We start from the raw sequence: 13,754 nt of genomic DNA on the forward strand, positions 1-13,754 counted from the left end.
CCGCGGATCGACAAAGAAAAAAGCCCCAGGAGTGGGGGGCGGCGAGGCCGGGCGGTACTAGATGTGGTCGGCCGCAGCCGGCCGGATCAAGCGGCCCCCTTCAGCAGGCAGCACTTCTTGTATTTCTTGCCGGAGCCGCAGGGGCATGGATCGTTGCGGCCCACCTTCTGGCCGTCGGCGGCGCGCGGCTCGGCCCGTGGGGCGGCCGGGCGCGCGGCCACGCCGTCGTCGCCGCCGCGCGTTTCCTGCCAGTCGGCGGTCCGCTGCGCCACCCGCGTGGTCGGCGCCTCCTCCTGGCTCATGCGCACCTTGAAGAGCTGCTCGACCGCGGTCTCCTTCAGGCTGCCGATCATCTCCTGGAACATGTCGAAGGCTTCCTTCTTGTACTCGGTCAGCGGGTCACGCTGGCCGTAGCCGCGAAGGCCGATGCCCTCCTTGAGGTGGTCCATGTTCAGCAGGTGCTCGCGCCAGAGCTGATTGATGCCGCGGAAGCCACCGCCGTCCCACTCGAGCCCGAGCACCACCCAGCGCTCGAGCCGGTGGAACATCTCCGGGCCCATCTCCTGCTCGCGCGCGCGGTAGTGCCGCTCGGCCGCCTCGGTGACCTGCTCGACGAGGGCCGCCTGCGACGCGACGTCGTCGATCTCCTTGGACGGCATCCGGAAGTCGAACTGCCGGTGCAGTGCCTCGTTGAGGCCCACCAGGTCCCAGTCCTCGGGGTGTGCGTCGGCCGGCGCGTAGCGCTCGACCACCTGGCCGGACAGGTCGCCCATCCACTCCAGCACCGTCTCCTCCTGGCTCTCTCCGGCCAGGACCTCGCGGCGCAGCCCGTAGACGATCTCGCGCTGCTTGTTCATCACGTCGTCGTACTCGAGCAGGTGCTTGCGGATCTCGAAGTTGCGCGTCTCGACCCGCTTCTGGGCGGTCCCGATCGCGCGGGTCACCAGCTTGTGCTCGATGGGCTCGCCCTCTTCCATGCCGAGGCGGTCCATGATGCGCTGGATCCGCTCCGAGCCGAAGATCCGCAGCAGGTCGTCTTCGAGCGACAGATAGAAGCGCGAGGAGCCCGGGTCGCCCTGGCGGCCGGAGCGGCCGCGCAGCTGGTTGTCCACCCGCCGCGATTCGTGGCGCTCGGTGCCGATGATGTGCAGGCCCCCCAGCGCGACCACCCGCTCGTGCTCCGGATCGGTGGCCTTCTTGGCTTCGAGCCACGCGGACTCCCTCGCCTCCGCCGGCGCGGTGGCCGGGTCGAGCCCCTTCTTGCTCAAGATGCTCTTGGCCAGGAAGTCCGGGTTGCCGCCCAGGAGGATGTCGGTGCCCCGCCCGGCCATGTTGGTGGCGATGGTGACCGCGGTCTCCCGGCCGGCCTGGGCCACGATCTCGGCCTCGCGCTCGTGGTACTTGGCGTTGAGCACCTGGTGCGGGATGCCGCGCTTCTTGAGGAGCTTGGAGAGCCGCTCGGACTTCTCGATGGACACGGTGCCGACCAGCACCGGCTGGCCCTGGGCGTGCCGCTCCGCGATCTCGTTGGCCACCGCGTCGAACTTCTCGCGCTCGGTCTTGTAGACCACGTCGGCGTGGTTGACTCGGAGCAGCGTGCGATTGGTGGGAATGACCGTGACGTCGAGCTCGTAGATCTTGGCAAACTCCTCGGCCTCGGTGGCCGCGGTGCCGGTCATGCCGGCGAGCTTGTCGTACATCCGGAAGTAGTTCTGCAGGGTGATGGTGGCGAGGGTCTGGTTCTCACGCGCGATCTTGAGGCCTTCCTTGGCCTCCACCGCCTCGTGCAGCCCGTCCGACCACCGCCGGCCCGGCATCATGCGGCCGGTGAACTCGTCCACGATGATGACCTGCGCCTGCATCACCGCCCGACCCTGGTCGTCGACGGTCTCCAGGTCCTTCACCACGTAGTCCACGTCCTTGTGAAAGATGTGGTGGGCCTTGAGCGCCTGGTGGATGTGGTGGGCGATCTCGATGTGGGCGGGATCCGAGAGGTTGTCGACACCGAGCAGCCGCTCGCAGTAGGCCACGCCCTGGTCGGTGAGCGAGACGGTGCGCGCCTTCTCGTCCACGATGAAGTCGCCCTCGGCCTGCTCCTCGATCTCGGAGAGCTTGCCCTCCACGATGGTGGCGGCCCGCTTGAGCCGCGGAATCACCCGGTTCACCTTCTCGTAGAGGGGGGCCCGGCTCTCCGCGCTGCGATCGCGACCGGAGATGATGAGCGGCGTGCGCGCCTCGTCGATCAGGATCGAGTCGACCTCGTCCACGATCGCGTAGTAGTGCCCGCGCTGCACCATGTCGTCGAAGCTGAACTGCATGTTGTCGCGCAGGTAGTCGAAGCCGAACTCGTTGTTGGTGCCGTAGGTGATGTCGGCCGCGTACGCCTCCCGCCGGCTGACCGGCCGCAGGGCGGCGAGCCGGATGTCCGGGGAGGCGAAGGCCGGGTCGTAGACGTACTGGACCTCGTGCTGGATCACCCCGACGGTGAGCCCGAGGGCGTGGTAGATCGGTCCCATCCACTGCGCGTCGCGCCGAGCCAGATAGTCGTTGACCGTCACCACGTGAGTGCCCAGGCCGGGCAGCGCGTTCAGGTACGCGGGCAGCGTGGCCACCAGCGTCTTGCCTTCGCCGGTGGCCATCTCCGCGATCTTGCCGGAGTGCAGGACCATGCCGCCCATCATCTGCACGTCGAAGTGCCGCATCCGTACCGTGCGCCGGGCCGCTTCGCGCGCCGCCGCGAACGCCTCGGGCAGGAGGTCGTCGAGCTCGGCGCCATCGGCGAGGCGCTGGCGGAACTCGGCGGTCTTGGCGCGGAGGGCGTCGTCGGTGAGCGCCTTCAGGGCGGGCTCGAGCGCCTCGATCTCGGCGACGATCGGCCGCATGCGCTTGACGTCGCGCTCGTGCTTGGTCCCGAAGATCGACCGAAAGATGGCGTTCAGCATGTCAAGGCCTCATCTTACACCACCCGCCCCGCTCGGCCGCCGCTCCCGATCACTGCGCCTCTCGCAGCAGCTCGCGGGCGTGGCGTCGGGACGTGTCGGTGACCCGCTCGCCGCCCAGCATGCGCGCGAGCTCGTCGACGCGGGCGGTGGCCTTCAGCGCGGTCACGCTGGTCCGGGTGGCGCCGCGGGCCACGTGCTTCTGGACGAGGAGGTGATGGCTCGCGTACGCGGCGATCGGCGCGAGGTGCGTGACGCAGAGCACCTGCCGGCCCGCCGCGGTGGCGCGCAGCTTCTGGCCCACCACGTCGGCCACGCGCCCGCCGATGCCCGCGTCGACCTCGTCGAACACCAGCACCGGCACGTCGTCGGCGGCGGCCAGCACGGTCTTGGTGGCCAGCATCACCCGCGAGAGCTCGCCGCCCGAGACGACCTTGGCGAGCGGACGAAGGTCTTCGCCCGGGTTGGCCGAGAGGAGCAGCTCGGCGGTCTCCGCGCCACGCGGGCCGACGCGGTATCCTTCGGCGCCCGAGCCGAGATCGTCGGGGCCGGCGGCGTCGCGGCGGAGCGCCACCCGGAAGCGCCCGTGCTCCATGCCGAGCCCGCGGATCTCCTTCTGGACGAGGCGCTCGAGGCGCTCGGCTCCCCGCGTGCGCTGCTCGGAGAGCGCCGCGGCCTCGCGGCCCGCCGCGGCCGCGGCGTCGGCCACCGCCCGCTCCGTCTCCTCGGCGATGGCGTCGTGCCGGACGATGCGATCGAGCGCGGCGGCCGCGTCCTGGCGATGCGCCAGGATGGCCGCCACCGACTCGCCGTACTTGCGCTTGAGCCGCGCGACGGCGTCGAGGCGCGCGTCGATCTGCTCGAGCCGCTCCGGGTCGAAGACGGCGCGGTCGCGCAGGGCGCGGGCCCGGCCCACCACGTCCTCCAGGTAGGACTGGGCGCCCTCGATGGCCTCGATCGGCGCGGCCGCGTCCGGCTCGACGCGCGAGACGTCGCGCAGCAGCGCGGCGGCCCGGGCGAGCCGCGCGGCGGCCGACTGCGGATCCTCGTAGAGCAGGCCGACCGCCTCCTGAAGCCCGGCCACGATCCGCTCGGCGTGCTGCAGCCGAGCGCGTTCGGCGCGCAGGTCGCTCTCCTCGCCGTCGCGGAGCTTCACCGCGTCGATCTCCGAGACCTGGAAGCGGTAGAGGTCCTCTTGACGGGCGCCCTCGCGCATCTCTTCGCGCAACCGTCGCAGGGTGGCCCGCGCCTCCTCCCACGAGCGGACGGAGGCCGCCACGCGCTCGCGGCGGTCCTCCGCCTCCGCGAATCGGTCGAGGAGGAGCAGCTGGCGCGCCGGCTCCATCAGGCGCTGGTGCTCGTGCTGGCCGTGCAGCTCGACCAGGGCTTCGCCGAGCCGCTCGAGCAGACCGACGGTGGCCGCGGAGTCGTTGACGAAGGCGCGATGGCGGCCGGACCGCGCCAGTTCGCGCTTGACGACCAGCTCGCCGTCGCCCGCGCGGTGTCCGGCCTCCTCGAGGGCCGCGGCCACCGGGCCGGCGGGGTCGATCTCGAAGATTGCCTCGACCACCGCGGTGTCGGCGCCGGTGCGGATCCAGTCGAGCTGCGCGCGCGCGCCGGTGACGAGCAGGAGGGCGTCGACCACGATGGACTTGCCGGCACCGGTCTCGCCGGTGAGCACGTTGAGACCGGGGGCGAAGGGCACCACCGCCTCCTCCACCACCGCCAGATTCCGGATCGACAGCTCGCGGAGCATCGTGCGGGCCATGCTACGGGCAGTGCCGGGCACCGCTCAACTGTATCCTATCGCTCGCCCCACTTGAGCTTGGTGCGGAGGACCGAGAAGAAGTGCTTTTGGGGAAACCGCAGGAGTCGGGTACGGGCGGCGGCCCGCCGCACCTCCACCGTGTCCTCGAGCCGGAGCGAGAACCCCACCTGGCCATCGAGGGTCAGCATCACGTCCTGGTCGGTGAGCAGCGTGATCGCGATGCGCTGCGTGGCGGGCAGGACGATCGGGCGGTTCGTGAGGGTGTGGGAGCAGATCGGGGTGAGCACCATCGCGTCCATGGTCGGATACACGATGGGGCCGCCCGCGGAGAGACAGTACGCGGTGGAGCCGGTGGGCGTCGAGATGATCAGCCCGTCCGCCCGGTACCCGGTGGCGAAGTCGCCGTCCACCGCGACCTCGAGACGGATGATGCGGCTCATCGCCGACTTGGTGATGACCACGTCGTTGAGCGCCGCGTACTCCCCGAGGCGCTCGCCCCGTCGAAAGACGCGCGCCTCCAGGAGCATGCGCTCCTCGATCACCAGCTCGCCGCGCAGGTAGGCCTCGAGCGCGGGGAACAGCTCCTCGACGGTGAGGGCGGTGAGGAATCCGAGCCCGCCGAGATTGACCCCGAGGATCGGCACGCCCAGGTCGCCCACCAGACGGGCCATGCCGAGCAGCGTGCCGTCACCGCCCAGCACCAGCAGCAGGTCGGATTGGCCGGGAAGCTCCGGCCGCCCCGTGATCGGCGCCGTCGTCTGCGGAAAGAGACCCGCCGTCTCCTTCTCGAGGACCGGCTGGATCCCGCGTGCCGCGCACCAGTCGAGCAGCTGCGGCACCACCGTCCGGGCCTCCTGACGATCCGTCTTGGCGACGATGCCCAGTCGCTTCACGGCTGCGGAGGTTCCTCTGCGGTCATCCGCGTGATGAGGACGTCCAGCTCGCTCAGCGTGCGGCCGGTCTTGGTCAGCAAGAGGAAGAACTCGCGGTTGCCCTTCGGGCCCTTCAAGGGCGACGCGGTCGCGCCCCGCACGTGCCAGCCGTGCAGGACCGCGAAGCGAGCCACTCGCGAGATGACCGCCTGATGGTGCGAGCCGTCCCGCACCACGCCGCCCTTGCCCACCTGCCCCTTGCCGACCTCGAACTGCGGCTTCACCAGCACTACCGCCTCGCCCTGGGGGCCGAGCACCGAGAAGACCGACGGCAGGACCTTCTCGAGCGAGATGAAGGAGACGTCCACGGTGGCGAGATCCGGCGACTCGGTGAAGGAGTCGACCGGCAGGTTGCGCGCGTTGGTCTTCTCCATCACCACCACGCGGCCGTCCGCGCGGAGCTTGGCGTCGAGCTGTCCCTGCCCCACGTCCACCGCGTACACCTTGACCGCGCCGTGCTCCAGGAGGCAGTGCGTGAAGCCTCCGGTGGAGGCCCCCACGTCGATGGCGACGCGGCCACGAGGCGCGATCCCGAACGTCGCCAGCGCGTGCTGGAGCTTGTCGCCGCCACGGCTCACGAACCGCGGGCGCGCCACCAGCTCGAGCCTCGCGCCGGGCGTCACCAGCGCGCCCGCCTTGTCCACCCGCTGGCCGTCGACGAGCACGTCGCCGGCGAGGATCAGCCGGGCCGCCTTCTCCCGCGACTCGACCAGGGCTCGCTCCACCAGGGCCACGTCGAGCCGGACCTTGGTCTTCGCGCGGCTCTCGGCCGCCGGGCGCTCGGGGGCGGGGCTCGCCTTGCCGCGGGTCGCGGGCGCGGATTTACGTCGGACCGCCACTGGCTTCGACAGGCCACGCTTCTTCGGGAACCTCTTCACACCGGCTCCTTTCTCTGATCCGCGAGACGACCGCGCCATTCAGCGGCCCGCGCACGGGCCGGTGCGCCGGAGGTCGGGTCCAATCCGTCGGGGGTACGCGCGGCGACGATGCGGATGGGTTCGACTCGGAGTCGGGGACGCGTCTCGTGCCCCGACGCCACCGTGACGGCTGTCATACGGCCTCATCGGCCTCTGGGGAGTGCGCCGGAAATTTCAACGCTCGCAATTATATAGCCGAACCCCCCTCGCCGACGAATTCAGGGTGCGCGGGCCCCGGCGCGGGGCCTGAGCACGAACAGGAGCCCGACGCCGGCCAGGAAGCCTCCGATGTGGGCGAAGAAGGCCACCCCACCCCGCGCTCCGAAGCTCCCGAGACCGTTCAGGACCTGGAGCACGATCCAAAAGCCCAGCACGACGAGGGCCGGTATTTTGACCACCCGGAAGAAGAACCCCAGGATGATCAGCGTGGTCACGTGGGCGTGCGGGAACAGCAGCAGGTAGGCGCCGAGGACGCCCGAAACCGCGCCGCTGGCTCCGACCATCGGCACGTCCGAGGTCGGGCCCATGGCGACCTGCGCCAGCGCGGCCGCCACCCCGGAAGCCAGATAGAAGAGCAGGTAGCGGACGTGGCCCAGGGTGTCCTCGATGTTGTTGCCGAAGATGCCGAGATAGAGCATGTTGCCGCCGACGTGGAACCAGCCGCCGTGCATGAACATCGACGTGAAGATCGTCAGCACCGGCGACGGCAGGTCCGGCGACCCGTGACAGGCGCCGGTCAGCCGACACGGCACGAGCCCGAATTCGCGGATGAACGACTCGGCGGCCCGCGCGCCTTCCCGTCCGCCGACCTCGAGGGAGAACTGGTAGAGGAACACCAGCACGTTGACGACGATGAACGCGATCGTGACGACGGGGGTGGTGTGGCTCGGATTGTCGTCTTTCAGGGGAAACACGAGCGGACTATTGCGCGGCGGGGCCGAGCGTGACGATCGTCGGGGTCGTCAGGTAGGTCCGCGCCACGCGCTGCACGTCCTCGGCGGTCACCGCCTCCACCGCCTGCGCGTAGCGATCGGCGAAGTCGGGGCCCACGCCGAGCGCCTCGAAGAACGCGTCGTACCAGGCGAGCCGCGCGTTCGTGCGCCGGTCCAGCCCGAACTGGCCGAGCAGGTAGGCCTTCGCGCGGGCCAGCTCGCTCGGGCTCACCGGCTCGCGCCGGATGCGATCGAGCTCGCCCAGCATCGCGACCTCGGCACGAGCCTGATTGGCGGGAGCCGTGCCGAGCTGGGTGTAGAAGACCCCGGGGCCGCGGCGTGATGGGTACGAGCCGCCGGTCGAGTACGCCAGCCCCTGCTTGTCCCGGACCTCGGTGAAGAGGCGTCCGGCCATGCCCCCGCCGAGCGCGGTGGCCAGCACCTTCACCGCCGGGTAGTCGGGGTGCGCGGTGGGCGGGGCGAGGAACGCGACCAGCACCTGGGCCTGCGCGGCGGGCTTCACGAGCACGGTGCGGTCCGCCCGGGCCGCCGCGGAAGGCTCCAAGGGTTCGGGAGCGCTCTCTTCCGTCGACGCCCCCGCGAATCGCCGGGCCACCTCGGCCACGACCTCCCGGGCCGTGATGTCGCCGCTCACCGCGAGGATGATGCGGGGCGCGCGGTAGAAGCGCCGATGGTGGGCGACCAGGGTATCGTGATCGATGCGCTCGAGCGCGGCGGCTCGCCCGAGGATCGGCCGGCCGTACGGATGGTCGCCGTACACGCGGCTCATGACGGTGTCCAGGGCGAGCGGAAACGGCTGATCCTGCCGGCTGCGGAGCGCGGTCAGCATGGCGCGACGCTCTCCGTCGATCTCGGCCGCGGGGAGCGTGGGCCGGAGCGCGACGTCCGCCACCAGATCGAGCAGGGTCTTCCAGTTGCGAGCGAGCGCGGTGGCGCGGATCTCGGAATAGTCCATGTCCGCCGAGGCGCTGATGCCACCCCCGAGCCCCTCCGCGGTCTCGGCGATCTCGAGCGCGGAGCGCGTGGCGGTGCCCTTCAGCATCACCTGCTGGAGCAGATGGCTGATGCCCGCGTTGTCCTCGGTCTCCCAGCGCGAGCCCATGCGGACGAACAGCGAGGCCGCGACCACCGGCGTGGCCGCGTTCTCCCGCACCAGGATGGTGAGCCCGTTGGCGAGGCGCGTCCGCTGCGGTCCGGAAGCGGACGCGGCGCCGGCGGCCACGCCGAGCAGCGTGAGGGCGGCCGCGACCGCAAGAGCGGCCCGCCGACGGCCGGTCATTGCGCGCGTCCTCGCGGCACGAAGGCCAGACGCGCGTAGGAGCCGGTCAGGTAGCGGCGCGCGGCCTGCTGGACCTGATCGCGGGTCACCGCCCGGATCCGATCCACATAGGTGCGCTCCGCCTCGAGGTTCCACGTGGTCTCCGCGCGCCCGTAGGCCAGGGCCAGGCCCTCGACGGTCTCGCGCGAGAATTCCCGCTCGGCTTCGGACGCGGTGATGGCCCGCGCCAGCTCCTCTGCGGTCACGCCCTCCGACTGCACGCGCGCGATCTCGGCCATGATCGCCTTCTCGACCGCGTCCTGATCGGAGCCCTCGAGCTGCGCGGTCACGCCGAGGGCTCCCGCACCCTGCAGCGTCCCGTACCACCCGCTGATGCTCGACACCAGTCGGGCGCGCTCGCGCAGCGCCTGATTGAGGCGCGAGCTGCGTGAGCCGCCGAGGATGTGGCTGAGCACGTCCACCGCCGGCATGTCGGGATCGCCGAGCGGCGGGGCCAGCCAGGCGAATCCGAGCTGGGTCTGACGCTCGGGACGCTCCACCGAGCGGGCGCGCACTCCCTCGAGCGGAGCCGGCGCGCCGACCGGTGGCCGCGCATAGCCGGTGGCGGGCCGCGAGCCGAAGGCCTCGATCGCCGCCGCGCGCACCGCGGCGGGGTCCACCGGGCCGACCACCACGAGGGTCAGGTTGTCGGGCACGTAGTGCCGCGCATAGTAGCCGCGCAACGACTCCGGGGTGGCGTCACGCAGATCCTTGACGTCTCCCAGCACCGGTCGGCCATAGGGATGACCGTCATAGAGGAGGTTGTACAGTTGCCGTCCGAGCGAGGAGCGTGGGTTGTCCTCGTTCAGTCGGACCTCCTCGAAGACCACCTCGCGCTCGCGCCCCAGCTCGGCGGGATCGAACACCGAGTTGAGCACCATGTCCGCCATCAACGAGATGCCGGAGAGCGCGCGCGCCGCCGGCAACAGGAGATAGTAGAAGGTGTAGTCGTTGGACGTTCCCGCGTTCGTCCGGCCGCCGACTGCTTCGACCTCGCGATCCACGAAGCCACGCGGGCGCGTCGTGGTGCCCTTGAAGAGCATGTGCTCCGCGAAATGGGAGAACCCTCGCTCGCCGATCGCTTCGTCGCGGCCGCCCACACCCGCCCAGAGGTGGATCGCCACCGTGCTGGCCGCCCGATGCTCCTGCACGATGAGACGCATGCCGTTCGGCAGAACCTCTCTCACCAGTGGAGGCAGACCGTGGCGCTGCGATGGCGTTGTGGACGCAGATCGCGTGGATGCCGGGGCCGCACACCCACTGATCCCCATCGACAGCCCGAGGAGCGCGCAGACGAGTGCGCGCGTGGAGAGGGAGGGGAACATTGCGGCTACACGGTACCAGAGCGCCCCAGTGCCCTCAAGCGGCTCAGCCGAGGCAGTCTGCCGGACGGCCGTGCTGCGCCATGCCGGGCAGAACGCCATGGCCCGCTTCGAGCGCCTACGGTGTGCTGACCGTATCTGTCTAATTTATTTGACGTTATTTGACAGGAACCTCTTGGCATCCCTGGTGCATCCAAAGCGTGAGTCCGGGGCCCCAGGAAGCCAGATCGCAAACGGGGAAGACGGCGGCAGCAAACGCAACACACGAGACGAACTGAGAAAGGATCACACAGATGAGAAAGGTGCTGGCAACGGTGTTGAGTGTGGTGTCGGCGGTCTCCCTCTCGGCCACGGTCGGGATGGCTCAGACCTCCTGCCCCGCCGAGGTGGCATCCGCGAAGGCCATGCTGGGTCAGATGGCCAAGAGCCAGGACGTCCAGGCGCCTCGCTCGCTGGCGGGCGCTCGGTCGCAGGACGTGCAGGCGCCGCGGGCTCAGGATGTGCAGGCTCCGCGGTCGCAGGATATCCAGGCGCCCCGTTCGCTGGCGGGCGCTCGGTCGCAGGACGTGCAGGCGCCGCGCGGTCAGGACATCCAGGCTCCGCGTAGCCAGGACATCCAGGCTCCGCGTGGTCAGAACATCCAGGCGCCGCGCAGTCAGGACGTTCAGGCTCCTCGGAGTCAGGACATCCAGGCCCCGCGCTCGCTAGCGGGCGCCCGGTCGCAGGACGTGCAGGCTCCTCGCGGTCAGGACATCCAGGCCCCGCGTGGTCAGGACGTTCAGGCGCCGCGCAGCCAGGACGTGCAGGCTCCCCGCGGTCAGGACATCCAGGCCCCACGTGGTCAGAACATCCAGGCTCCGCGCAGCCAGGACGTGCAGGCGCCGCGTGGCCAGGACATCCAGGCCCCGCGTGGTCAGGACGTGCAGGCTCCTCGCAGCCAGGACATCCAGGCTCCGCGCTCGATGGCGGGGGCTCGGTCGCAGGACGTCCAGGCTCCGCGCAGCCAGGACGTGCAGGCTCCGCGCGGTCAGGACATCCAGGCGCCGCGTGGCCAGGACATCCAGGCCCCGCGTGGTCAGGACGTGCAGGCTCCTCGCAGCCAGGACGTACAGGCGCCGCGCGGTCAGAACATCCAGGCCCCGCGTGGTCAGGACGTGCAGGCTCCTCGTAGCCAGGACGTACAGGCGCCGCGCGGTCAGAACATCCAGGCCCCGCGTGGCCAGGACGTGCAGGCTCCTCGTAGCCAGGACGTACAGGCTCCTCGCGGTCAGGACATCCAGGCCCCGCGTGGCCAGGACGTGCAGGCTCCTCGTAGCCAGGACGTGCAGGCTCCTCGGGGTCAGGACATCCAGGCTCCGCGCAGCCAGGACGTGCAGGCTCCTCGTGGCCAGGACATCCAGGCTCCTCGCGGCCAGAACATCCAGGCTCCGCGGACCCAGGACGTGCAGGCCCCGCGTGCCCAGGATGTGCAGGCTCCGCGCTCGGCTGATTTCAAGAAGGCTTCTGGCCTCGTGAGCGAGGCGGAGGCCGCGTGCAAGGCCGGGAACACGTCGCTGGCCAGTGACAAGGCCAAGGCGGCGATGGAGCTGATGAAGAAGTAGGGATCGGTACCGAAACACCCACGGCCCCGGGGGCGACCTCGGGGCCGTTTCTTTTTCGCACGCCGATCAGACCAGGCGCGCCCGGAGCCGCGACGACGCGAAGTCGACGATCATCACGAGCACGACCAGCACGAGGAGAACCGTCGCCGCGGCCGGGTAGTTCAAGAGCCGCAGGTACGTCTGGATGTAGAAGCCGATGCCTCCCGCTCCCACGAAGCCGAGGATCGCCGCCGCGCGGATGTTGGTCTCGAAGCGATAGAGCGTGAAGGAGAGGAACTGGGGCACGATCTGCGGCAGCACGCCCCAGCGCAGCACCTGAAGCCCACTGGCGCCGGTCGCCCGCACCGCCTCGACGGGGCCGGGCTCGATCGCCTCGATGGCCTCGGAGTAGAGCTTGCCGAGCACGGTGGCGGTGTAGACCACCACCGCCAGTACGCCCGGAAACGGCCCCAGGCCGACCGCCGCGACGAAGAACAGCGCGTACACGAGCGTGTCCACCGCGCGGAAGGTGTTGAGCAGCAGCCGCGCGCTGTAGAAGAGCCACCGCGGGGCCGCGTTGCGGGCGGCCGCGAATCCTACCGGCAGGGCCAGCACCGCGGCGGTCGCGGTACCGACCACCGCGATCTGGATGGTCTGCACCGCCCCGCGGAGCGCGTTTCCCAGCACCGAGAGGTCCGGCGGCACCATGCGGCGCACGAAGTCCCACATGTACGGCAGGCCCTCGATCATGCGCCCGAGCGAGACCTCGGTGGCCACCGCCGACCACAGGAACACGGCCAGCATCGTGATCCATCCCGCCCACCGCCCGCCGCGGCTCACGATCGCGTGGATCCGAAGATGCGGCCAATGGCGGGTTCGTCGAGGGAGGCGGGCGGGCCGTCGTGTACGACGCGGCCCCGGAGCAGGCCCACGATGCGATGGCCGTAGATCTGAGCCAGCTCCAGCACGTGGAGGGAGGCCACCACCGTGATGCCGTCCTCGCGGTTGATCCGCCGGAGCAGCTCCATCACGGTGTGGGCGAGGGCCGGATCCAGGCTCGCCATCGGCTCGTCGGCCAGCACGACCGTCGGGGTCTGGACCAGCGCCCGGGCGATGGCCACACGCTGCTGCTGCCCGCCCGAGAGCGTGTCCACGCGGCGCTCGGAAAGTCCCTCCAGACCGACCCGCGCCAGCGTCGCCTCGACCCGCGCCACGTCGGCCCGCGCGAACCATCCGCCGAGCGATCGCCACGTCGACGTATGAGCGAGGCGGCCCAGCATCGCGTTCTCCCGCACGGTGAGCCGGCGCAGGAGATTGAACTGCTGGAACACGAAGCCGACGTCGGCGCGTATGCGGCGCAGTGACTCGGCGGAGGCGCCGGTGACCATTCGCCCGTGCACCTCCACCTCGCCCGCGGTCGGCGTGACCAGACCGTTCAGGCAGCGCAGCAGCGTGGACTTCCCCGCTCCGCTGGGCCCGATGAGGGCCACGAACGCGCCCGGCTCGATGTCGAGATCGATGCCGTCCAGCGCCCGCGGACTGCCCGGGTAGTCCTTCCGGAGCGAGCGGACCCGGATCACCGACGGCCGGCGGTGAAGTGAAAGTGGATGTGGTCGACGACCTGGCCGCCCTCGGGCCCGGTGTTGCACGACAGGCGGTAGCCGCGCTCGGCGTAGCCGGTGCGCTCGCCCATCAGGCGCGCCACCTGGATGCAGCGCCCGAGCACGCCGGCGTCCCCCGGCTCCACCTGCGCGATCGACTCGATGTGACGCTTGGGAACGATCAGCAGATGGACGGGCGCCTTGGGATACAGGTCCCGGAACGCCATGACCAGGTCGTCCTCGTACTCGATGTCGGCCGGGCTCTCCTTCGCGGCGATGCGGCAGAAGATGCAGGCCGGGGTCATGAGGGGTCCGGGCTCGTGTATAATGCGGGGCGCGTCAATATCCTGTCGATCGAAACGGCGAGGGAGAACGGCATGGGGACCTGCCCCAAGTGCAAGCATCGGATCCGCAAGAACGGCAA

The 13,754-nt window shown here is 70.4% G+C and carries 11 protein-coding genes; 1 reads left to right on the forward strand and 10 read right to left on the reverse strand.

Features of this window, described 5'->3' with window-relative positions; all coding sequences use genetic code 11:
* Nucleotides 1-86 precede the first annotated feature (86 nt).
* From secA to VKN16_03645, 7 genes are all read right to left on the reverse strand, one after another.
* Nucleotides 87-2,942 carry a preprotein translocase subunit SecA gene (secA, locus tag VKN16_03615; protein HME93294.1) on the reverse strand — a complete coding sequence of 952 codons (2,856 nt, stop codon included), beginning with the start codon at nt 2,940-2,942 and terminating at the stop codon, nt 87-89.
* Nucleotides 2,943-2,991: 49 nt separating this feature from the next.
* Complete coding sequence (recN, locus tag VKN16_03620) at nt 2,992-4,728, reverse strand: DNA repair protein RecN (GenBank protein ID HME93295.1); 1,737 nt, start codon at nt 4,726-4,728, stop codon at nt 2,992-2,994.
* Nucleotides 4,729-4,742: 14 nt separating this feature from the next.
* Nucleotides 4,743-5,600 carry an NAD(+)/NADH kinase gene (locus tag VKN16_03625; protein ID HME93296.1) on the reverse strand — a complete coding sequence of 286 codons (858 nt, stop codon included), beginning with the start codon at nt 5,598-5,600 and terminating at the stop codon, nt 4,743-4,745.
* Nucleotides 5,597-6,517 carry a TlyA family RNA methyltransferase gene (locus VKN16_03630; protein ID HME93297.1) on the reverse strand — a complete coding sequence of 307 codons (921 nt, stop codon included), beginning with the start codon at nt 6,515-6,517 and terminating at the stop codon, nt 5,597-5,599. Before VKN16_03630 ends, VKN16_03625 begins: the two co-directional genes overlap by 4 nt.
* A 257-nt stretch (nt 6,518-6,774) precedes the next feature.
* A complete protein-coding gene (locus VKN16_03635) occupies nt 6,775-7,470 on the reverse strand; it encodes a rhomboid family intramembrane serine protease (protein ID HME93298.1) in 696 nt (231 codons plus the stop codon).
* Between the two features lie 7 nt (nt 7,471-7,477).
* Nucleotides 7,478-8,788: a pitrilysin family protein gene (locus VKN16_03640; protein HME93299.1), complete on the reverse strand. Its 1,311-nt coding sequence runs from the start codon at nt 8,786-8,788 to the stop codon at nt 7,478-7,480.
* The gene (locus VKN16_03645; GenBank protein ID HME93300.1) at nt 8,785-10,014 is read right to left on the reverse strand and encodes a pitrilysin family protein; all 1,230 of its coding nucleotides are present in this window, start codon (nt 10,012-10,014) and stop codon (nt 8,785-8,787) included. Before VKN16_03645 ends, VKN16_03640 begins: the two co-directional genes overlap by 4 nt.
* Nucleotides 10,015-10,442: 428 nt before the next feature.
* Between VKN16_03645 and VKN16_03650 the strand changes: the two genes are divergently transcribed.
* Nucleotides 10,443-11,750, forward strand: a complete 1,308-nt coding sequence (locus tag VKN16_03650) for a hypothetical protein (protein ID HME93301.1) — start codon at nt 10,443-10,445, stop codon at nt 11,748-11,750.
* Nucleotides 11,751-11,816: 66 nt separating this feature from the next.
* Here VKN16_03650 and phnE read toward each other — a convergent pair whose 3' ends face one another.
* The 3 genes from phnE to VKN16_03665 are packed head-to-tail and all read right to left on the reverse strand — an operon-like array spanning nt 11,817 to nt 13,635.
* Nucleotides 11,817-12,569, reverse strand: coding sequence for a phosphonate ABC transporter, permease protein PhnE (gene phnE / locus VKN16_03655; GenBank protein ID HME93302.1), 753 nt, complete (start codon nt 12,567-12,569; stop codon nt 11,817-11,819).
* On the reverse strand, nt 12,566-13,309 hold the full coding sequence (gene phnC / locus VKN16_03660; GenBank protein ID HME93303.1) for a phosphonate ABC transporter ATP-binding protein: 744 nt from the start codon (nt 13,307-13,309) through the stop codon (nt 12,566-12,568). The genes phnE and phnC overlap by 4 nt, the downstream gene beginning before the upstream one ends.
* Nucleotides 13,306-13,635, reverse strand: a complete 330-nt coding sequence (locus VKN16_03665) for a histidine triad nucleotide-binding protein (GenBank protein HME93304.1) — start codon at nt 13,633-13,635, stop codon at nt 13,306-13,308. Before VKN16_03665 ends, phnC begins: the two co-directional genes overlap by 4 nt.
* Nucleotides 13,636-13,754 lie beyond the last annotated feature (119 nt).

This window comes from Candidatus Methylomirabilota bacterium (assembly GCA_035315345.1).
GTDB lineage: Bacteria > Methylomirabilota > Methylomirabilia > Rokubacteriales > CSP1-6 > CAMLFJ01.